Genomic DNA, 21,898 nt, shown 5'->3' with positions numbered 1-21,898 from the left:
GCAGCCGCAAACAAAAAGCCCGGCATGGGCCGGGCTTTTTCGTTCAACCGTCTCGTTGCGTGCGTTACGCGCGTCCGTCACGCAGTTCGCGCCGCAGGATCTTGCCGACGTTCGTCTTCGGCAGCTCCGTGCGGAACTCGACCAGCTTCGGCCGCTTGTACCCGGTGAGCCGCTCCTTGCAGTAGGCGAGGATGTCCTTGTCGGTCAGCGCCGGATCCTTTTTCACGATGAACAGCTTCACGGCTTCGCCGGAATGCTCGTCGGGCACGCCGACCGCCGCGACCTCGAACACGCCCGGATGCGACGCCACCACGTCCTCGACTTCGTTCGGATACACGTTGAAGCCAGACACGAGAATCATGTCCTTCTTGCGATCGACGATCTTCACGTAGCCGCGCGCATCCATCACGCCGACGTCGCCCGTCTTGAAGAAGCCGTCCGCGAACATGACCTTCGCGGTCTCGTCCGGCCGGTTCCAGTAGCCGGCCATCACCTGCGGCCCGCGGATGCAGATCTCGCCGGGCTCGCCGAGCGCGACGTCGTTGCCTGCATCGTCGCGGATCGCGACTTCGGTCGACGGCAGCGGCAGGCCGATCGTCCCGCTGTATTCGGTCGCCGTCACGGGGTTGCAGGTCGCCACCGGCGACGTTTCGGACAGCCCGTATCCTTCGATGATCGCGGTCCCGGTCTTTTCATACCAGCGCCTCGCGACGCCCTCCTGGATCGCCATGCCGCCGCCGTTGGCGATCACGAGCTTCGACAGGTCGAGCTGACCGAACTCGGGATGGTTCAGCAGCGCGTTGTACAGCGTGTTGACCGCAGGAATCGTCGAGATCCGGTAACCCTTCAACTCCTTGATCATGCCGGCGATGTCGCGCGGATTCGGGATCAGGATGCCCATGCCGCCCGTGCGCATCGTCAGGAAACCGCAGACGGTCAGCGCGAACACGTGATACAGCGGCAGCGCGACAACCGTCACGAACTGTTCCACCTCCGGATACTTCTCGTGAGCCGGGTGGTGCCACGCGCCGGCCTGCAGCACGTTCGACACGATGTTCCGGTGCAGCAGCGTCGCCCCCTTCGCGACGCCGGTCGTACCGCCCGTGTACTGCAGGAACGCGACGTCGTCGGGACCGATCTTCTGCGGCTTGAACGCCTGTCGCGCGCCCTCCGACAGCGCGGCCTTGAAGCGCGTGAACGACGGCAACTGCCACGCGGGCACCATCTTCTTCACGTTGCGCACGACGTAATTGACGAGCCATCCCTTGATGCCCAGCAGGTCGCCCATCGATGCGACGACCACGTGCTTGACGGCCGTATTGGCGATGACGGCCTGCAGTGTCGACGCGAAATTCTCCAGGATGACGATCGCCTCCGCACCGCTGTCCTTCAGTTGATGCTCGAGCTCGCGCGGCGTATAGAGCGGGTTGACGTTGACGACGGTGTAGCCGGCGCGCAGCACCGCGGCGATCGTCACCGGGTACTGCAGCACGTTCGGCATCATGATCGCGACGCGCGCCCCGCGCGCCAGGCCGCGGGATTGCAGCCACGCGCCGAACTGGCGCGACAGCTTGTCCAGTTCGCCATACGTGATGCCCTTGCCCATGCAGACGAACGCGGTACGGTCGCGATACTGCCGGAAGCTCTCGTCGAGCAGGTCCGGGACGGACGGATAAGCAGAGGAGTCAATTTCGGCTGGAACGCCGGGTGGGTACGATTTCAGCCAAATTTTGTCCATGCCGCGCGTCTCCTCACAGATTTTCGAATGGTCGTGCTAAAACGCATCGTAACGGCTCCCCCGCCCCGAGACAACAGGGTTAGATGTCCACTTCGAACTTCCATATCAATTTCGTCTGATCATACGGCGATATTCGATCAAATGCGCTCAACTTCCACAAGACAATCGTAAAACGTCGCCGAATTGCCAAGGTCGGTCAGTGCCTGGCTCGTCACTTCGTTCGCGTTCCTGCCGTCCGGCGACAACTTCTTCCACCAGATCGACAATCCGACGACCAGCCCGGCGCGCGCCCGATCGGTAATACGCGCAAGCGCCTGCATCGAGCCGCGATCGTTGAAGATACGGACGACGTCGCCCTCCGCGATGCCGCGCGCGCTGGCGTCGGACGGGTGCATGTCGAGGTGCGGCTCGCCTTCCGTCGAACGCAGGCTGTCGACGTTCACGAACGTGCTGTTCAGGAAGTGACGGGCCGGCGGCGAAATCATCGCCAGCGGATAGCGTGCGGCGAGTTCGGGCGCGGCTTCGACTGATTCGAACGGCGGCAGATAGTCGGGAACGGGGTCCATGCCCATCTGCTCGAGCCGCGGGCTGTAGAACTCGCACTTGCCCGATGGCGTGCGGAAACCGCCATTCGCGAACGGCGCCTCCGGCAGTTTGAGTTTCAGCCAGCCGGCCTGCTTTAGCGTGTCCCAGTCGCTGTCGAGCACCGGATCGTCCCAGCGAAGCGCTGCGCGCGCGACCGCTTCGTCGCTGTGATAGAGCGCGGGCTCGTCGAGTCCCATGCTGCGCGCGATCCCGCGAAAGATCTCCGTGTTCGGCCGCGCGTCTCCCACCGGTGGAATCACCGGCAGATTCGCCATCACATAGGTATGGCCGTACGACTTATGGATATCCAGATGTTCGAGCTGCGTGGTTGCCGGCAATACAATGTCGGCGAAATCGACCGTATCTGTCTTGAAGTGCTCGAGAACGACCGTGAACAGATCGTCGCGCGCGAAGCCCGCGGCGACCTTCGACGAATCGGGCGCGACCGCCACCGGATTCGAGTTGTACACGATCAGCGCTTCGACTTTCGGCCCGAACGTCGCATCGCCCGGATGCAGCAGCGCGTCGCCGATCGCGTTCATGTTGATGATGCGCGGCAACTTGTTCGGCCAACCCGGCATCAGGTCCGGACGTAGCAGCGCGGCCTGGTTGACCGGCGCGGACTCCGACGACGAGAGCAGCAAGCCGCCCGCCCGATCGCGCCACGCCCCCGTCAACGCCGGCAGGCTGGCAATCGCGCGCACGGCATTGCCGCCGCCGCGAACGCGTTGCATGCCGTAGTTGAGGCGGATCGATGCCTTGCGGGTGGCGCCGTAGCGACGGGCAAGATCGACCAGCTCCGACGCGTCGATGCCGCAGATCTGCGCGACGCGTTCCGGCGGATAGGTCAGGGCACGCGCCTTCAGTTCGTCGAAGCCGAGCGTATGGTCGGCGATGTAGTCGTGATCGAGCAGGTTTTCGGTAATCAGCACATGCATCATGCCGAGCGCAAACGCGCCATCGGTACCGGGCTTCAGGGCGATGTGCTGATGGCACTTCTCCGCGGTCAGCGAACGATACGGGTCGATCGCGACAAGACGCGCACCACGGCGCTTCGCTTCCTGCGCGCGGGTCCAGAAGTGCAGACTCGATGCGATCGGATTCGCGCCCCATATCAGAATCAGTTCGCTTTCCTCGAAGTGCTCGAGGTGCATGCCGACACTGCCGCCATACGTGTATCGCAGCCCCGCGGCACCGGCCGCCGCGCAGATCGCACGCTCGAGCCGCGACGCACCGAGCTTGTGAAAGAAGCGCTGGGCAATGCCCTCGCCTTGTACGAGTCCCATCGTTCCCGCATAGCTGTACGGCACGATCGCTTCCGGCGCGCGCGCGGCGATCTCACCGAGGCGACGCCCGATCTCGTCGAACGCCTCGTCCCAACTGATCGGCACGAAGCGCCCCTCCCCTTTTGCGCCGATACGCCTGAGCGGGACAGTAAGGCGATCGGGATGATGAACGCGATCCGCGTATCGGCTGACTTTCGTACACAAGACGCCCTGTGTCGGCGGATGGTCGGGATCGCCCGTGACCTTGATTGCCTTGCCGTTCTCGACGGTCACGCGCATTGCACACGTGTCCGGACAATCATGCGGGCAAACGGCCCGGGCTACCTGGGTGACGGCGTTCATCGTTTTGAATGCTGAGATGGGGGTACGCAAATTTTACGTGGACCACGCCGAATAACGCGTTCATTTCACAGCGTTTTTGGACGACCTGATGGAAGACTGGGTGGTAGTGGCAGGTTTCGGCGGGCGGGAGGCCGTGGACGTAGCCTTGGCACCGTTGCGCCGCACGCTTTTCTGGCGCACCAATGCAAAAACCCCCGCCTTGTCGGGCGGGGGTTTCTGGCTTGAGGGGAGCCTGACGATTACCTACTTTCACACGGGAATCCGCACTATCATCGGCGTAGAGTCGTTTCACGGTCCTGTTCGGGATGGGAAGGGGTGGGACCGACTCGCTATGGTCATCAGGCAAAGAGGGTTGTTGCGTTGCTTCGCAGCGCAACCAATCTGGGAAGAAGCAGTAATTAGGTTGTGTGTATCACACACGAGAATCCAACCGTCCGACGCGCTCTGTAGCGCGAAACAGACTTGTTATAGGATCAAGCCTTACGGGCAATTAGTATCAGTTAGCTGAACGCATTACTGCGCTTACACACCTGACCTATCAACGTCCTGGTCTCGAACGACCCTTCAAGGAGGTCTAGCCTCCAGGGATATCTCATCTTAAGGCGAGTTTCCCGCTTAGATGCTTTCAGCGGTTATCTCTTCCGAACATAGCTACCCGGCGATGCCACTGGCGTGACAACCGGTACACCAGAGGTTCGTCCACTCCGGTCCTCTCGTACTAGGAGCAGCCCCCTTCAAATATCCAACGCCCACGGCAGATAGGGACCAAACTGTCTCACGACGTTTTAAACCCAGCTCACGTACCTCTTTAAATGGCGAACAGCCATACCCTTGGGACCGGCTACAGCCCCAGGATGAGATGAGCCGACATCGAGGTGCCAAACACCGCCGTCGATATGAACTCTTGGGCGGTATCAGCCTGTTATCCCCAGAGTACCTTTTATCCGTTGAGCGATGGCCCTTCCATACAGAACCACCGGATCACTATGACCTGCTTTCGCACCTGCTCGACTTGTCGGTCTCGCAGTTAAGCACGCTTATGCCATTGCACTATCAGCACGATTTCCGACCGTACCTAGCGTACCTTCGTACTCCTCCGTTACGCTTTGGGAGGAGACCGCCCCAGTCAAACTGCCTACCATGCACTGTCCCCGACCCGGATCACGGGCCAAGGTTAGAACCTCAAACAAACCAGGGTGGTATTTCAAGGACGGCTCCACCGAAACTAGCGTTCCGGTTTCATAGCCTCCCACCTATCCTACACAGATCGGTTCAAAGTCCAATGCAAAGCTACAGTAAAGGTTCATGGGGTCTTTCCGTCTAGCCGCGGGTAGATTGCATCATCACAAACACTTCAACTTCGCTGAGTCTCGGGAGGAGACAGTGTGGCCATCGTTACGCCATTCGTGCAGGTCGGAACTTACCCGACAAGGAATTTCGCTACCTTAGGACCGTTATAGTTACGGCCGCCGTTTACCGGGACTTCAATCAAGAGCTTGCACCCCATCATTTAATCTTCCGGCACCGGGCAGGCGTCACACCCTATACGTCCACTTTCGTGTTTGCAGAGTGCTGTGTTTTTATTAAACAGTCGCAGCCACCAGTTTATTGCAACCCCTTCACCCTCCTGGCGCAGGCCAGTCAAGCTACAAGGGCGTACCTTATCCCGAAGTTACGGTACCAATTTGCCGAGTTCCTTCTCCCGAGTTCTCTCAAGCGCCTTAGAATACTCATCTCGCCCACCTGTGTCGGTTTGCGGTACGGTCATCGTTAGACTGAAGCTTAGAGGCTTTTCTTGGAACCACTTCCAATTGCTTCGCTCCCTAAGGAGCTCGCGCCACACCCTTGAATCCTGCGCCCGGATTTGCCTAAGCGCCTTCTCCAATGCAGCGACCGGGACTTCCAACACCCGGACAACCTTCCGCGATCCGTCCCCCCATCGCATCTAACAATGGTGCAGGAATATTGACCTGCTTCCCATCAGCTACGCATTTCTGCCTCGCCTTAGGGGCCGACTCACCCTACGCCGATGAACGTTGCGTAGGAAACCTTGGGCTTACGGCGAGGGGGCCTTTCACCCCCTTTATCGCTACTCATGTCAGCATTCGCACTTCCGATACCTCCAGCACCCTTTACAAGGCACCTTCGCAGGCTTACGGAACGCTCTCCTACCATGCGTGCTAAGCACGCATCCGCAGCTTCGGTATATAGCTTAGCCCCGTTACATCTTCCGCGCAGGACGACTCGATCAGTGAGCTATTACGCTTTCTTTAAAGGGTGGCTGCTTCTAAGCCAACCTCCTGACTGTTTTAGCCTTCCCACTTCGTTTCCCACTTAGCTATATTTGGGGACCTTAGCTGGCGGTCTGGGTTGTTTCCCTCTTGACACCGGACGTTAGCACCCGATGTCTGTCTCCCGTGATTGCACTCTTCGGTATTCGGAGTTTGCTATGGCGGGGTAATCTGCAATAGACCCCCCAACCATGACAGTGCTCTACCCCCGAAGGTGAGACACGAGGCACTACCTAAATAGTTTTCGGAGAGAACCAGCTATTTCCAGGTTTGTTTAGCCTTTCACCCCTATCCACAGCTCATCCCCTAACTTTTCAACGTTAGTGGGTTCGGACCTCCAGTACGTGTTACCGCACCTTCATCCTGGCCATGGATAGATCACCTGGTTTCGGGTCTACGCCCAGCAACTGAACGCCCTATTCGGACTCGCTTTCGCTACGCCTGCCCTATACGGTTAAGCTTGCTACTGAACGTAAGTCGCTGACCCATTATACAAAAGGTACGCCGTCACCCCTTGCGAGGCTCCGACTGTTTGTATGCATGCGGTTTCAGGATCTATTTCACTCCCCTCCCGGGGTTCTTTTCGCCTTTCCCTCACGGTACTGGTTCACTATCGGTCGATCACGAGTATTTAGCCTTGGAGGATGGTCCCCCCATCTTCAGACAGGATTTCACGTGTCCCGCCCTACTTGTCGCACACCTAGTTCTTTCATACTGTTTTCGCCTACAGGGCTATCACCTGCTATGGCCGCACTTTCCAGAGCGTTCGGCTAACAATACAAATAAAGAGTGCAAGGCTCATCCCATTTCGCTCGCCACTACTTTGGGAATCTCGGTTGATTTCTTTTCCTGCGGTTACTTAGATGTTTCAGTTCACCGCGTTCGCTTCACATGGCCTATGTATTCAGCCATGGATACTCCAAAAGGAGTGGGTTTCCCCATTCGGACATCTACGGATCAAAGCTCGTTTGCCAGCTCCCCGTAGCTTTTCGCAGGCTACCGCGTCCTTCATCGCCTGTGATCGCCAAGGCATCCACCACATGCACTTGTTCGCTTGACCCTATAACGAGTCTGTCTCGTTACAGGTTGAGTTCTCGCGTTGTGCCGTATTCCAATTGAGCCGAACATTAAGTTCGAATCATCTTGAGATACATCGATACAATCACAACCCGGATAGTTTCCACGTCCATCTCAAGACGCTTCCGCTATCCAAATTACTTACTTCTTCCAGATTGTTAAAGAACGACAGCCGATACTTTCGTACCGCTCTGACTGGCTCAATCGCCAATGACAAAGACTCGAACAATCGTCATTCGAATGTTTGTCATTGAGGATTGGTGGAGGCAGACGGGATCGAACCGACGACCCCCTGCTTGCAAAGCAGGTGCTCTCCCAGCTGAGCTATGCCCCCATGTACAGACTTGCCTCAGGTGTACCTACCGCCAGACAATGGTGGGTCTGGTTGGATTCGAACCAACGACCCCCGCCTTATCAAGACGGTGCTCTAACCGACTGAGCTACAGACCCCTGAGTCTGTCTTTAATTTACAGCCGATAAGCGTGAGCGCTCAACTTGTGCGAGATAGCTCTGGAAAGGAGGTGATCCAGCCGCACCTTCCGATACGGCTACCTTGTTACGACTTCACCCCAGTCATGAATCCTACCGTGGTGACCGTCCTCCTTGCGGTTAGACTAGCCACTTCTGGTAAAACCCACTCCCATGGTGTGACGGGCGGTGTGTACAAGACCCGGGAACGTATTCACCGCGGCATGCTGATCCGCGATTACTAGCGATTCCAGCTTCATGCACTCGAGTTGCAGAGTGCAATCCGGACTACGATCGGTTTTCTGGGATTAGCTCCCCCTCGCGGGTTGGCAACCCTCTGTTCCGACCATTGTATGACGTGTGAAGCCCTACCCATAAGGGCCATGAGGACTTGACGTCATCCCCACCTTCCTCCGGTTTGTCACCGGCAGTCTCCTTAGAGTGCTCTTGCGTAGCAACTAAGGACAAGGGTTGCGCTCGTTGCGGGACTTAACCCAACATCTCACGACACGAGCTGACGACAGCCATGCAGCACCTGTGCGCCGGTTCTCTTTCGAGCACTCCCGCCTCTCGGCAGGATTCCGACCATGTCAAGGGTAGGTAAGGTTTTTCGCGTTGCATCGAATTAATCCACATCATCCACCGCTTGTGCGGGTCCCCGTCAATTCCTTTGAGTTTTAATCTTGCGACCGTACTCCCCAGGCGGTCAACTTCACGCGTTAGCTACGTTACTAAGGAAATGAATCCCCAACAACTAGTTGACATCGTTTAGGGCGTGGACTACCAGGGTATCTAATCCTGTTTGCTCCCCACGCTTTCGTGCATGAGCGTCAGTATTGGCCCAGGGGGCTGCCTTCGCCATCGGTATTCCTCCACATCTCTACGCATTTCACTGCTACACGTGGAATTCTACCCCCCTCTGCCATACTCTAGCCTGCCAGTCACCAATGCAGTTCCCAGGTTGAGCCCGGGGATTTCACATCGGTCTTAGCAAACCGCCTGCGCACGCTTTACGCCCAGTAATTCCGATTAACGCTTGCACCCTACGTATTACCGCGGCTGCTGGCACGTAGTTAGCCGGTGCTTATTCTTCCGGTACCGTCATCCCCCGACTGTATTAGAGCCAAGGATTTCTTTCCGGACAAAAGTGCTTTACAACCCGAAGGCCTTCTTCACACACGCGGCATTGCTGGATCAGGCTTTCGCCCATTGTCCAAAATTCCCCACTGCTGCCTCCCGTAGGAGTCTGGGCCGTGTCTCAGTCCCAGTGTGGCTGGTCGTCCTCTCAGACCAGCTACTGATCGTCGCCTTGGTAGGCCTTTACCCCACCAACTAGCTAATCAGCCATCGGCCAACCCTATAGCGCGAGGCCCGAAGGTCCCCCGCTTTCATCCGTGGATCGTATGCGGTATTAATCCGGCTTTCGCCGGGCTATCCCCCACTACAGGACATGTTCCGATGTATTACTCACCCGTTCGCCACTCGCCACCAGGTGCAAGCACCCGTGCTGCCGTTCGACTTGCATGTGTAAGGCATGCCGCCAGCGTTCAATCTGAGCCAGGATCAAACTCTTCAGTTCAAACCTGTTACTGTTTTCGGTTCTTTCGAACCGGTCGCTCACTCAAAGCTGACAGGAATATGAATCACTTCATAAACCTGACTTACTTTAGTGTGAGACTCTTGATACTTTTGCTATCTGATCCGAGGATCAGCTCGCTGTCATCAAGCGCCCACACTTATCGGCTGTTAATTTTTAAAGAGCATGTCTGCGAGGGATCTTGAACCCCTCAGCAGCGCTGCGTTTTCAGCAGCAGAGAAGCGAGATTATGAACCGTGTTTCGCAGTTCGTCAACAACTTTCTGAACGACTTCGTTGCGACTGCGGGGCTCAACTTCCGTACCGCCGAGGCTCGCTACCTCCGAACCCCAACAGCACTGCTTCCCTTCCCTCCGCGCCGCGTTTCCGTTGGCGCGAAAGAGGCGTGATTCTAAGCACCTGCCCCCATCCTTGCAAGCGCTTTGTGAAGAAAGTTTGAAAAAGCCTCCGTGCGCTCACGCGCACGGAGGCTTTTGATGAACGGGGCAAGGCGATCACGCCGACAACCGGTGCAGGCCAGCCACCGGACACCCGACCGACGCCAGTCGATCAGCGGTGCTTGAAGACCGGCTTCCGCTTCTCGACGAATGCCGCCATCCCTTCCTTCTGATCTTCGGTTGCGAACAGCGAATGGAACAGCCGGCGCTCGAAGTGAACGCCTTCAGCCAGCGTCGTCTCGTACGCGCGGTTCACCGACTCCTTGACCATCATGACTGCCGGCAACGAAAACTCGGCGATCGTGGTGGCGGCGGCAATCGCCTCGTCGAGCAGCTTGTCGGCGGGCAGCACGCGTGACACGAGCCCGGCACGCTCCGCTTCGACAGCGTCCATGAAGCGCGCGGTCAGGCACATGTCCATCGCCTTCGCCTTCGATACCGCGCGCGGCAAACGCTGCGTGCCGCCCGCCCCCGGCATGACGCCCAGCTTGATTTCCGGCTGACCGAACTTGGCCGTGTCCGCCGCGAAAATGATGTCGCACATCATTGCCAGCTCGCAGCCACCGCCCAGCGCAAAGCCCGAAACCGCGGCAATGATCGGCTTGCGGATCTCGCGGACCGTCTCCCAGTTGCGCGTGATGTAGTCGCCCCGATAGACATCCATATAGGAGTAGGTCGCCATCATGCCGATGTCCGCACCGGCCGCGAACGCCTTTTCGCTCCCGGTCACGACGATCGCGCCGATGTCGTCGTCCGCATCGAACGCCTTCAGCGCGGCGCCCAGCTCATCCATCAGAGCATCGTTCAGCGCATTCAGCGCCTTCGGACGGTTCAGCGTCACCAGACCGACACGCCCCCGGGTCTCCACCAGGATGTTCTCGTAAGCCATCTATTTCTCCTCGATCAATGAAATGAGAAACGCCTCGCACATGCGAATAGTTTGATGCTACCATTCTCCGACCAACCGGTCGGTTAATTAATCGATCCAATCCCTCTCAACGTTCATCAGGCCGCCGCCATGACCCATGCCCTGTTCACGAAGCACGAAGACACGCTGAAACACGCACTCGCCGCCATCGAGAGCCGCGGGTACTGGAGCCCGTTCGCCGAAATGCCGAGCCCCAAAGTGTACGGGGAAAGCGCAAGCGCGGACGGTGAGGCCGCGTTCAAGTCGCACCTCGACACGACCTTCGTACTCGACCAGCCGGCGACCGGTGAAACGGTCGGCGCCGAGCGCTCGCCGTACGGCATCGCGCTGGGCGTCCGGTACCCGAAATCGACGCCCGACGCACTGATCGCCGCCGCCGCCGCCGCGCAACGCACGTGGCGCGAAGCTGGCCCGAGCGCGTGGGTCGGCGTCAGCCTCGAAATCCTGGCGCGCCTGAACCGCGCAAGCTTCGAAATTGCCTACAGCGTGATGCACACCACCGGGCAAGCCTTCATGATGGCGTTCCAGGCCGGCGGCCCACACGCGCAGGACCGCGCCCTCGAGGCGGTCGCCTATGCGTGGGACGAGCTGCGCCGCATCCCGGCCGATGCGCATTGGGAAAAGCCGCAAGGCAAGAACCCGCCGCTCGCGATGCACAAGCGCTATACGATCGTGCCGCGCGGCACGGGCCTCGTGCTCGGCTGCTGCACGTTCCCGACCTGGAACGGCTACCCCGGCCTGTTCGCCGACCTGGCAACCGGTAATACGGTGATCGTCAAACCGCACCCGGGCGCGATCCTGCCGCTCGCCATCACGGTGCGGATCGCCCGCGACGTGCTGCGCGAAGCCGGGTTCGATCCGAACGTCGTCACGCTGCTCGCGACCGAGCCCAACGACGGCGCGCTGGTCCAGGAGCTCGCGCTGCGCCCCGAGATCAAGCTGATCGACTTCACCGGCAGCACGCAGAACGGCACGTGGCTCGAACGCCATGCCCATCAGGCACAGGTCTACACCGAAAAAGCCGGCGTCAACCAGATCGTGATCGACTCGACCGACGATCTGAAGGCCGCCGCCAAGAACATCGCGTTCTCGCTGGCGCTGTACTCCGGCCAGATGTGTACCGCACCGCAGAACATCTACGTGCCGCGCGACGGCATCCGGACGGCCGACGGCCACGCGAGCTTCGACGAAGTCGCGCAAGCCATCGCGGTTGCCGTGCAGAAACTCACCGGCGACCCGGCACGCTCGGTCGAACTGATCGGCGCGATCCAGAACGACGGCGTGACCGCGCGCATCGACGACGCACGCAAGCTCGGCCGCGTGCTCGCCGACAGCCAGACCCTCCAGCACCCCGCGTTCCCCGATGCGCGCGTGCGCACGCCGCTCGTGCTGCAGCTCGACGTGGCCGACCGCGAGAAATTCACGCAGGAGTGGTTCGGCCCGATCTCGTTCGTGATCTCGACCGACTCGACCGCCCAGTCGCTCGACCTGGCCGGTGAAATCGCCGCCGAGCATGGCGCACTGACCCTCTCCGTCTACAGCACCGACGACGCGATCGTCGACGCCGCGCACGAGGCGGCGGTGCGTGGCGGCGTCGCGCTGTCGATCAACCTCACGGGCGGCGTATTCGTCAACCAGTCGGCCGCGTTCTCCGACTTCCACGGCACGGGCGCGAACCCGGCGGCCAACGCCGCGCTGGCCGATCCGGCATTCGTCGCCAACCGGTTCCGCGTGGTGCAAAGCCGCGTCCATGTTGCCCCGAAGGCGGTACCTGCGGAAGCCGGCCAGACGGCATAACCCGATTGGCCGACGTGCAAACGCCGCCATGTTCTCTACCATGAACGAATCCGCCACCCGGCGGGTTCGTCACTCATCGATACGCCCATGACAGACGCCTACATCTGCGATGCGATTCGCACCCCCATCGGCCGCTACGGCGGCGCCCTGAAAGATGTCCGTGCCGACGACCTCGGCGCGGTGCCGCTCAAGGCGCTGATCGAGCGCAACCGCGACGTCGACTGGGCGGCGATCGACGACGTGATCTACGGTTGCGCGAACCAGGCCGGCGAGGACAACCGTAACGTGGCACGCATGTCGGCGCTGCTGGCGGGCCTGCCCACTGCCGTGCCCGGCACGACGCTGAACCGGCTGTGCGGCTCCGGGATGGACGCGGTCGGCACGGCCGCGCGCGCGATCAAGGCAGGTGAAGCACGTCTGATGATTGCTGGCGGCGTCGAGAGCATGACGCGCGCGCCGTTCGTGATGGGCAAGGCCGCGAGCGCGTTTGCGCGCCAGACCGACATCTTCGACACGACGATCGGCTGGCGCTTCGTCAATCCGCTGATGAAGCAGCTGTATGGCGTCGATTCGATGCCGGAGACGGCCGAGAACGTCGCGCTCGACTACGGCATCAGCCGCGCGGATCAGGACCTGTTCGCGCTGCGCAGCCAGCAGAAAGCCGCGCGGGCGCAGCAGGACGGCACGCTCGCCGAAGAAATCGTCGCGGTCACGATTCCGCAGAAGAAAGGCGATGCCATCGTCGTGTCGCGTGACGAGCATCCGCGCGAAACGTCGCTCGAGGCGCTTGCGAAGCTGAAGGGCGTCGTGCGCCCGGACGGCTCGGTGACGGCCGGCAACGCGTCGGGCGTGAACGACGGCGCCTGCGCGCTGCTGCTCGCCAATGCGCAGGCGGCCGACCAGTATGGCCTGCGCCGCCGCGCGCGCGTCGTCGGCATGGCGACCGCCGGCGTCGAGCCGCGCGTGATGGGCATCGGTCCCGCGCCGGCCACGCAGAAACTCCTGCACCAGCTCGGGATGCGCATCGACCAGTTCGACGTGATCGAACTGAACGAGGCGTTCGCGTCGCAAGGTCTCGCCGTGCTGCGCATGCTCGGCGTCGCCGACGACGATCCGCGCGTGAACCCGAACGGCGGTGCGATCGCGCTCGGCCACCCGCTCGGCGCATCGGGCGCCCGGCTCGTCACCACGGCGCTCCATCAACTCGAGCGCACCGGCGGCCGGTTCGCGCTCTGTACGATGTGCATCGGCGTCGGCCAGGGCATCGCGATCGCGATCGAACGCGTGTAACCCACGCACCGTCCGCCTATAACGAAATCATGAAGGAGACACTGCATGTCCTATCAGGCGATCCAGCTGGATATCGATCAGGCCGCGGGCGTGGCCACGATCACGCTCAACCGGCCCGACAAGCTGAACAGCTTCACGCGGGCGATGCATCGCGAACTGCAGTCGGCGCTCGATGAAGTCGAGGCGACCAGCGCGCGTGCGCTGATTCTGACGGGTGCGGGCCGCGGCTTTTGCGCGGGCCAGGATCTGGCCGACCTCGACTTCACGCCGGGCGCGTCCACCGATCTCGGCACGCTGATCGACGAGCATTTCAATCCGCTGATCCGCCGCCTGCAGCGTCTGCCGATTCCGGTGATCGCGGCCGTCAACGGCACGGCCGCCGGCGCCGGCGCGAATCTCGCACTTGCGTGCGATCTGGTGTTTGCCGCCCGTTCGAGCAGTTTCATCCAGGCCTTCGTCAAGATCGGGCTTGTGCCCGATTCGGGCGGCACGTGGTTCCTGCCGCAACGCGTCGGCATGGCACGCGCGCTGGGGCTCGCACTGACCGGCGACAAGCTCGGCGCCGAACAGGCCGAACAGTGGGGTCTGATCTGGCGTGCGGTCGACGACGAAGCGCTCGTCGCGACAACCCGCCAGCTCGCCACCCAGCTCGCGCAGCAGCCGACGCTCGCCATCGCATCGATCAAGCAGTCGATGCGAGACAGCGTCACGAACACGCTCGATCAGCAGCTCGACCTGGAACGCGACCTGCAGCGCAAGCTCGGCCAGTCGCACGACTATGCGGAAGGCGTGCAGGCCTTCATCCGGAAGCGCACACCGCGCTTCGAGGGACGTTGACATGACGAACGCCACCGCCACGCTCGCCCCCGATGCGCTCGCCCGCGCAACCGCGCAGGCCATGTACGACGCCGACGCCTGCAGCCGCGCGTTCGGCATGGAGATCGCCGAAGTACGCGCGGGCTACGCCCGCCTGCAGATGCGCGTGCGACCCGAATTCCTGAATGGGCACCAGACCTGCCACGGCGGGATCATCTTCACGCTCGCCGATTCGACGTTCGCGTTCGCGTGCAACTCGTACAACCTGAATGCGGTCGCGGCCGGCTGCTCGATCGAATTCCTGCGCCCCGTGCACGGCGGCGACGTGCTGACGGCCGAGGCGATCGAGCAGGCGCGCGCCGGCCGCCACGGCATCTACGACATCCGCGTCACGAACCAGACAGGCGACACGGTCGCGATGTTTCGCGGCAAATCCGCCCAGATCAAGGGCACGGTCATCCCGGAAGACCGCTGACGTCGACGGCTCGCCCATAACAAACACTGGAGACATGCATGACTACCCCGCTACCGCTCGAGCCGATCGAGACCGCCTCACGCGACGAGCTGACCGCGCTGCAGCTCGAGCGCCTCAAGTGGTCGCTCCGGCATGCGTATGATCACTCGCCCGTCTATCGCCGCAAGTTCGACGAAGCCGGCGTGCATCCGGACGACCTGAAGACGCTCGCCGACCTGTCGCGCTTCCCGTTCACGACCAAGGGCGACCTGCGCGACAGCTATCCGTTCGGGATGTTCGCGGTGCCGCAGGACCAGATCTCGCGCATCCACGCGTCGTCGGGCACGACCGGCAAGCCGACGGTCGTCGGCTATACGGCTGCCGACATCGATACGTGGGCGAATCTCGTCGCCCGCTCGATCCGCGCCGCCGGCGCGCGCCGCGGCGACAAGGTGCACGTCAGCTACGGCTACGGGCTGTTCACGGGCGGGCTCGGCGCGCACTACGGCGCAGAACGCGCGGGCCTCACCGTGATCCCGTTCGGCGGCGGCCAGACCGAAAAGCAGGTACAGCTGATCCAGGATTTCCGGCCCGACATCATCATGGTCACGCCGAGCTACATGCTGTCGATCGCCGACGAGATCGAGCGCCAGGGCCTCGATCCCGTGCAAAGCTCGCTGCGCATCGGCATCTTCGGCGCGGAGCCGTGGACCAACGACATGCGCGTCGCCATCGAACAGCGGATGGGCATCGACGCAGTCGACATCTACGGACTGTCCGAAGTGATGGGCCCCGGCGTGGCGTCCGAATGCGTCGAGACCAAGGACGGCCCGACCATCTGGGAAGATCACTTCTATCCGGAAATCATCGATCCGGAAACCGGCGAAGTGCTCCCGGACGGCGAACTCGGCGAGCTCGTGTTCACGTCGCTGACGAAGGAAGCGCTGCCGATCATCCGCTATCGCACGCGCGACCTCACGCGCCTGCTGCCGGGCACCGCCCGGACGATGCGCCGGATGGAGAAGATCACCGGCCGGTCGGACGACATGATGATCGTGCGCGGCGTCAACGTGTTCCCGACGCAAATCGAGGAACAGTTGCTCAAGCAGCGCGCGCTCGCGCCGCACTATCAGATCGTGCTGACGAAGGAAGGCCCGCTCGACGTGCTGACGCTCAACGTCGAACCCTGCCCGGAAACCGCGCCCGACACCGCGGCGATCCAGGTGGCAAAACAGGCGCTCGCGTACGACATCAAGTCGCTGATCGGCGTGACGGCCGTGATCAACGTGCTGCCCGTGAACGGCATCGAGCGGTCGGTCGGCAAGGCGCGCCGGGTCGTCGACAAGCGCAAGGGCTGAGGTCGCTCGCCACCTGTACGTCGCCCAACGGCGAATCCGTGCCGGCAAATGAAACAGCCCGATCGGCCAACACCGATCGGGCTGTTTCAATTCCAAAGCGTCGTTCGACGCGACATCGCTGCATCACGCGAACCTAAATCCAGGGCCACACCCGCGATCAGACCGTCGGCATGCGCCACGCACCCGAGACACGCCACGAACCCCGCGGCTCATGCACAGACCGCCTCCTCCGTGCAGCCCGCGTCATCCCGAATCACGAATTCGGGAACAGCAGCCACATCCGGCCGACCTGCTTCATCCGGCCAGCCTGATCACCCGCATCGTCGCCGAGCCCCCAGAAATAGTCGGCCCGCACGCCCCCCTTGATCGCCGAGCCCGTATCCTGCGCGAACACGAGCCGGTTCATCGGCGTATTCGTCAGCGGACGCGTGGTCTGCAGAAACACCGGCGTGCCGAGCGGGATCGACGACGGATCGACCGCGATCGAGCGCTCCGGCGTCAGCGGCACGCCGAGCGCGCCGATCGGACCGTCCGCGCCGCCATGCGGCGCATCTTCCTTGGTCGGCATGTCGCGGAAGAACACGAAGCGCGGATTCGTGTCGAGCAGCGCGTCGACGCGCGTCGGGTTCGCCTTCGCCCACGCCTTGATGCCCTGCATCGTCGCCTGCGCGGGCGTCAGCTCGCCGCGATCGAGCAGCCACTTGCCGATCGAACGGTACGGCTGGTTGTTGGTGCCGCCGAAGCCGACCCGCATCACCGAACCGTCGTCGAGCAGCACGCGACCCGAGCCCTGCACCTGCAGGAAGAACGCCTCGATCGGATCGTCGACCCACACGAGTTCGTTGCCGTTCAGGATGCCGGCGCGCTCGAGCTGCGCGCGTGCCGGCAGCGGGGCGCCCGCGCGATAGCCGGCCGGCCAGCGATAGAGCGCGTACTGATACGGGCCGCGGCGCACGCGCGAACCGTGCAGCAGCGGCTCGTAATAGCCGGTCACGAGCCCGTCGAGCGTACCGTCGGTATTCGCGAGCTGGAACGGCGTGAAATACGTTTCGAAGAAAGTGCGGGCGCTGCTGACGTCGAGTTCGTCGAGCCGGTCGGCGGCCGCGCAAGCGCGCGCCCAGGCCGGCTGGCGCGCGAGCCGCGCGCAGTTCTGCCGCAGCGCGGCCGTCGCGCCGATCAACGAATCGTCCTGCCAGCCCGGCACCTGCTGCCACGCGACCGGCGTGAGCCGCTTCGCGGCGACCTGCCCCGGCACGATCGCCGCGCCGGTCGGCGGCTTCAGCGCGGAGGTCCGCGTCGGCGCACCACCGCACGCCGCGAGCAGCGCCGCCGCCGCGGCGGCGGCCATCCACCCGGCCAGCCGGGGCCCAAACCACATACAATGTCCGTTCTTGATGGAAACCGCCATGTCAGATTTTCTCGACCAATATCCGATGCTCATCTTCGCGCTCGAAGCCTTCGTAGCGCTTGCCCTGCTGATCTTCATCGTCGTGTGGACGTCGTCGGGCAGAAAGAAGCAGGCCCGCCACAACGACCGCCAGCCGCGCTGACGCCCGTCGCACACTGCACGCTCAATGCAGCGTGCGCGGCATGTGCAGGGCGAACTCGTCGACCGGCGCCTCGAAACGCTCGCCGTCTTCCGCCACGCAGAAGTACGCACCGCGCATCGTGCCGACCGGCGTCGCGATCACGGCCCAGCTCGTGTATTCGAAATGCTCGCCCGGCTGCAGCAGCGGCTGGTGCCCGACGACGCCGAGCCCCTTCACTTCCTGCACGTGGCTCTCGCTGTCCGTGATGATCCAGTGACGGGCGATCAGTTGCGCCGCGACCTGTCCGGTATTGCGGATCGTCAGCGTGTACGCGAATGCGTATTGACGGTGATCGGGGTCGGATTGTTCCGGCAAGTAGCTGGTTTTCACCGAAACGGTGAACTGATACTGACTCATGGTGTGTCCGCTCTAGGTAACCGCGCGCGCCGACTCGAGCGGCCGGGCCGCGGGCGCGCCGCATTGGTTCGGCATTCTATGCGCAATCGGGCCGCAACCGCACGGCCTGCCGCCGCGCGCCGGGTCGCCGGACGGTAGAATGACGGTTTTGCGCCGCAACGTCCCCCGCTCCCCTGTCATGACTCAATTCCGCATCGCTCCCAGCATCCTGTCGGCCGACTTTGCACGGCTCGGCGAAGAAGTCCGCAACGTGGTCGCCGCCGGCGCCGACTGGATTCACTTCGACGTGATGGACAACCATTATGTGCCGAACCTGACGATCGGCCCGCTCGTCTGCGAGGCGATCCGCCCGCACGTGCAGGTGCCGATCGACGTGCACCTGATGGTGCGCCCGGTCGACCGGATCGTGCCCGATTTCGCGAAGGCCGGCGCGAACCTGATCAGCTTCCACCCGGAAGGCTCCGATCACATCGACCGCACGCTGTCGCTGATCCGCGACCACGGCTGCAAGGCCGGTCTCGTGTTCAATCCGGCCACGCCGCTGAACTACCTCGACCACGTGATGGACCGCCTCGACTTCGTGCTGCTGATGTCGGTGAACCCCGGCTTCGGCGGCCAGTCGTTCATTCCGGAAACGCTGAACAAGCTGCGCGAGGCGCGTGCGCGCATCGACGCGTACACCGAGCGCACGGGCCGCGAGATCCTGCTCGAGGTCGACGGCGGCGTGAAGGCCGACAACATCGCGGAAATCGCGGCGGCCGGCGCGGACACGTTCGTCGCGGGTTCGGCGATCTTCGGCAAGCCCGACTACCGCAAGGTGATCGACGAGATGCGCGCGGCGCTCGCGACCGTCGAACGGAGCTGACGCCGTGGCCGACTCGTCGTTCGCCGGCCGCGCGCCGGCCGAGGCCGCCACGGACGCGGCCCCGATCCGCTTTGCCGCGCCGCGCATCGACGCCGCGCTGATCGACCTCGACGGCACGATGGTCGATACCGCCGACGATTTCACGGCCGGCCTGAACGGGATGCTCGCGCAGCTCGGCGCGCCGGCCACGTCGCGCGACGAAGTGATCGGCTACGTCGGCAAGGGCTCCGAACACCTGATCCAGAGCGTGCTGAAGCCGCGCTTCCCGGCCGACGAAGCGCACGCGCGCTTCGACGACGCACTGGCGATCTATCAGAGCGAATACGCGAAGATCAACGGCCGCCACACGCGCCTCTATCCGGACGTGGCAGCCGGCCTCGATGCACTGCGCGCGGCCGGCATCCGGCTCGCGTGCGTGACGAACAAGCCGCACCGCTTCGCGGTCGAGCTGCTCGAACAATACGGGCTGGCCGGCTGCTTCGGCATCGTGCTGGGCGGCGACAGCGTCGCGCGCAAGAAGCCCGACCCGCTGCCGATGCTGACGGCCTGCGACGCGCTCGGCGTCGCGCCGGACGCCGCGGTCGCGATCGGCGACTCGGAAAACGATGCGCTGGCGGGCCGCGCGGCCGGGATGGCGACGCTGACGGTGCCGTACGGCTACAACCACGGCAAAGCTATACAAACGATAAATTCGGATGGTATAGTCGATTCGTTGCTGGTCGCGGCTCGCACAATTTCCGCGCACAACGCCGGCCGGCCAACCATCTGATTATTTCTTCCATCCGCATGTTTCTGAATAAAAAACGGAGTCTGAGCAGCATCGACCGGGGAGCCTGGCCCTGGCGTCGCTGGTCGCGCTAACCTCTTCGATGAGGTACGCTGAAGCACGTCTTCAGCGCCGTTTTTTATCTCGCTGCGCATCCGCGCGCCGACCGTCGCACCACCTCGAGTTCCACCGCGTCCGAACGCTCGCGTTCAGGACCGGCCGCAGGCTCGCGACGTTCACGCCCGGAGTGCCGGCCGGCAACAGGCACTTCTCGATCGACCGCCCTTTCGCCGACGGCCACCCGCGCAGCGTCAAGTGATCCCTGGCGCACGCGCCGCTCGTCCCGAACAGGACCGGAACATGACCGAACTCGAATTCCAATCGCTCGCGAACGAAGGCTACAACCGCATCCCGCTGATCGCGGAAGCCCTCGCCGATCTCGAAACGCCGCTGTCCCTCTACCTGAAGCTGGCCCAGCCCGAACGCGCGGGCGCCAACTCGTTCCTGCTCGAATCGGTGGTCGGCGGCGAACGCTTCGGCCGCTATTCGTTCATCGGCCTGCCCGCCCGCACGCTGGTGCGCACCCGCAACGGCGTGTCGGAAGTCGTGCGCGACGGCCAGGTCGTCGAGACGCACGACGGCGACCCGTTCCAGTTCATCGAATCGTTCCAGGCGCGCTTCAAGGTCGCGCAGCGCCCGGGCCTGCCGCGCTTCTGCGGCGGCCTCGCCGGCTACTTCGGCTACGACGCGGTGCGCTACATCGAGAAGAAGCTCGCGAACACCGCGCCGCGCGACGATCTCGGCCTGCCCGACATCCAGTTGCTGCTGACCGAGGAAGTCGCGGTGATCGACAACCTCGCCGGCAAGCTCTACCTGATCATCTACGCGGACCCGGGCCAGCCCGAAGCGTACGCGAAGGCGAAACAGCGCCTGCGCGAACTGAAGCAGCGCCTGCGCACGACCGTGCAGCCGCCCGTCACGTCGGCGAGCGTGCGCACCGAGACGTTCCGTGAATTCAAGAAGGACGACTATCTGGCCGCCGTGCGCCAGGCCAAGGAATACATCGCCGCCGGCGAGCTGATGCAGATCCAGGTCGGCCAGCGGCTGACGAAGCCGTACCGCGACAATCCGCTGTCGCTGTACCGCGCGCTGCGTTCGCTGAATCCGTCGCCGTACATGTATTACTACAACTTCGGCGATTTCCACGTGGTCGGCGCATCGCCGGAAATCCTGGTGCGCCAGGAAAAGCGCGGCGAAGACCAGATCGTCACGATCCGCCCGCTCGCCGGCACGCGCCCGCGCGGCAACACGCCCGAGCGCGACGCGGAACTCGCGACCGAGCTGCTCAACGACCCGAAGGAGATCGCCGAGCACGTGATGCTGATCGACCTCGCGCGCAACGACGTCGGCCGCATCGCGGAAATCGGCTCGGTGCAGGTGACCGACCAGATGGTCATCGAGAAGTACTCGCACGTGCAGCACATCGTCAGCTCGGTCGAAGGCAAGCTGAAGCCCGGCATGACGAACTACGACGTGCTGCGCGCGACGTTCCCGGCCGGCACGCTGTCCGGCGCGCCGAAGGTGCGCGCGATGGAACTGATCGACGAGCTCGAGCCGGTCAAGCGCGGGCTGTACGGCGGTGCGGTCGGCTATCTGTCGTTCTCGGGCGAGATGGATCTCGCGATCGCGATCCGCACGGGCCTGATCCACAACGGCAACCTGTACGTGCAAGCGGCGGCCGGCGTCGTCGCGGATTCGGTGCCCGAATCCGAATGGCAAGAGACCGAGAACAAGGCGCGCGCGGTGCTGCGTGCGGCCGAACAGGTCCAGGACGGCCTCGATAGCGACTTCTGACCGG

General features: G+C 62.8%; 14 protein-coding genes, 2 tRNA genes and 3 rRNA genes. 9 read left to right on the top strand and 10 right to left on the bottom strand.

Going from position 1 to position 21,898, the window contains the following annotated elements:
• Positions 1-64: 64 nt before the first annotated feature.
• The 8 genes from KU887_RS02675 to KU887_RS02640 all read right to left on the bottom strand — a co-directional run bounded on the left by KU887_RS02675 (position 65) and on the right by KU887_RS02640 (position 10,709).
• Positions 65-1,738 (bottom strand): long-chain fatty acid--CoA ligase, encoded by a 1,674-nt coding sequence (locus tag KU887_RS02675; RefSeq protein ID WP_006493337.1) that lies wholly within the window; start codon positions 1,736-1,738, stop codon positions 65-67.
• Positions 1,739-1,875: 137 nt separating this feature from the next.
• Complete coding sequence (locus tag KU887_RS02670) at positions 1,876-3,951, bottom strand: molybdopterin-dependent oxidoreductase (RefSeq protein ID WP_212150371.1); 2,076 nt, start codon at positions 3,949-3,951, stop codon at positions 1,876-1,878.
• A gap of 230 nt (positions 3,952-4,181) precedes the next feature.
• Positions 4,182-4,294 (bottom strand): 5S ribosomal RNA (gene rrf / locus KU887_RS02665).
• Between the two features lie 126 nt (positions 4,295-4,420).
• Positions 4,421-7,302 (bottom strand): 23S ribosomal RNA (locus tag KU887_RS02660).
• 275 nt (positions 7,303-7,577) lie between these two features.
• A tRNA-Ala gene (locus tag KU887_RS02655) sits at positions 7,578-7,653 on the bottom strand.
• Positions 7,654-7,692: 39 nt separating this feature from the next.
• Positions 7,693-7,769, bottom strand: a tRNA-Ile gene (locus tag KU887_RS02650).
• Between the two features lie 64 nt (positions 7,770-7,833).
• A 16S ribosomal RNA gene (locus KU887_RS02645) occupies positions 7,834-9,366 on the bottom strand.
• The 16S, 23S and 5S rRNA genes sit together here with 2 tRNA genes alongside, the layout of an rRNA operon.
• Before the next feature lie 566 nt (positions 9,367-9,932).
• On the bottom strand, positions 9,933-10,709 hold the full coding sequence (locus tag KU887_RS02640; protein ID WP_006491102.1) for an enoyl-CoA hydratase: 777 nt from the start codon (positions 10,707-10,709) through the stop codon (positions 9,933-9,935).
• A 129-nt stretch (positions 10,710-10,838) separates the two neighbouring features.
• Here KU887_RS02640 and paaN point away from each other — a divergent pair, with 129 nt between their 5' ends.
• From paaN to paaK, 5 genes are all read left to right on the top strand, one after another.
• Entirely contained in the window at positions 10,839-12,545 is a 1,707-nt protein-coding gene (gene paaN / locus KU887_RS02635; protein ID WP_006494382.1) for a phenylacetic acid degradation protein PaaN, read from the top strand.
• An 87-nt stretch (positions 12,546-12,632) separates the two neighbouring features.
• Positions 12,633-13,835 (top strand): 3-oxoadipyl-CoA thiolase, encoded by a 1,203-nt coding sequence (gene pcaF, locus KU887_RS02630; protein WP_084749856.1) that lies wholly within the window; start codon positions 12,633-12,635, stop codon positions 13,833-13,835.
• A gap of 45 nt (positions 13,836-13,880) precedes the next feature.
• Positions 13,881-14,672 (top strand): 2-(1,2-epoxy-1,2-dihydrophenyl)acetyl-CoA isomerase PaaG, encoded by a 792-nt coding sequence (paaG, locus tag KU887_RS02625; RefSeq protein ID WP_258254157.1) that lies wholly within the window; start codon positions 13,881-13,883, stop codon positions 14,670-14,672.
• A 1-nt stretch (position 14,673) separates the two neighbouring features.
• Complete coding sequence (paaI, locus tag KU887_RS02620; protein ID WP_034201056.1) at positions 14,674-15,126, top strand: hydroxyphenylacetyl-CoA thioesterase PaaI; 453 nt, start codon at positions 14,674-14,676, stop codon at positions 15,124-15,126.
• Positions 15,127-15,164: 38 nt separating this feature from the next.
• The gene (gene paaK / locus KU887_RS02615; protein WP_006494386.1) at positions 15,165-16,463 is read left to right on the top strand and encodes a phenylacetate--CoA ligase PaaK; all 1,299 of its coding nucleotides are present in this window, start codon (positions 15,165-15,167) and stop codon (positions 16,461-16,463) included.
• A 253-nt stretch (positions 16,464-16,716) separates the two neighbouring features.
• Here paaK and KU887_RS02610 read toward each other — a convergent pair whose 3' ends face one another.
• Complete coding sequence (locus tag KU887_RS02610; RefSeq protein ID WP_049126219.1) at positions 16,717-17,841, bottom strand: murein transglycosylase A; 1,125 nt, start codon at positions 17,839-17,841, stop codon at positions 16,717-16,719.
• 28 nt (positions 17,842-17,869) lie between these two features.
• On the opposite strand from KU887_RS02610, the gene KU887_RS02605 reads away from it, so the two are divergent.
• Positions 17,870-18,013 (top strand): hypothetical protein, encoded by a 144-nt coding sequence (locus tag KU887_RS02605; protein WP_006482075.1) that lies wholly within the window; start codon positions 17,870-17,872, stop codon positions 18,011-18,013.
• Positions 18,014-18,034: 21 nt separating this feature from the next.
• Here KU887_RS02605 and apaG read toward each other — a convergent pair whose 3' ends face one another.
• On the bottom strand, positions 18,035-18,409 hold the full coding sequence (gene apaG, locus KU887_RS02600; protein WP_006477037.1) for a Co2+/Mg2+ efflux protein ApaG: 375 nt from the start codon (positions 18,407-18,409) through the stop codon (positions 18,035-18,037).
• 178 nt (positions 18,410-18,587) lie between these two features.
• Between apaG and rpe the strand changes: the two genes are divergently transcribed.
• The 3 genes from rpe (at position 18,588) to trpE (ending at position 21,894) form a co-directional block, all read left to right on the top strand.
• Positions 18,588-19,274, top strand: a complete 687-nt coding sequence (gene rpe / locus KU887_RS02595) for a ribulose-phosphate 3-epimerase (RefSeq protein ID WP_006482066.1) — start codon at positions 18,588-18,590, stop codon at positions 19,272-19,274.
• Between the two features lie 4 nt (positions 19,275-19,278).
• A complete protein-coding gene (locus tag KU887_RS02590; protein ID WP_124633418.1) occupies positions 19,279-20,043 on the top strand; it encodes a phosphoglycolate phosphatase in 765 nt (254 codons plus the stop codon).
• Between the two features lie 357 nt (positions 20,044-20,400).
• Positions 20,401-21,894, top strand: coding sequence for an anthranilate synthase component I (gene trpE, locus KU887_RS02585; RefSeq protein ID WP_006482077.1), 1,494 nt, complete (start codon positions 20,401-20,403; stop codon positions 21,892-21,894).
• Positions 21,895-21,898 lie beyond the last annotated feature (4 nt).

It is taken from the genome of Burkholderia sp. EMB26, from assembly GCF_024730645.1.
In the GTDB taxonomy this organism is placed as follows: domain Bacteria; phylum Pseudomonadota; class Gammaproteobacteria; order Burkholderiales; family Burkholderiaceae; genus Burkholderia; species Burkholderia cenocepacia.
The sequence above is the reverse complement of the archived record's forward strand: the minus strand, read 5'-3'. Positions and strand labels throughout refer to the sequence as shown.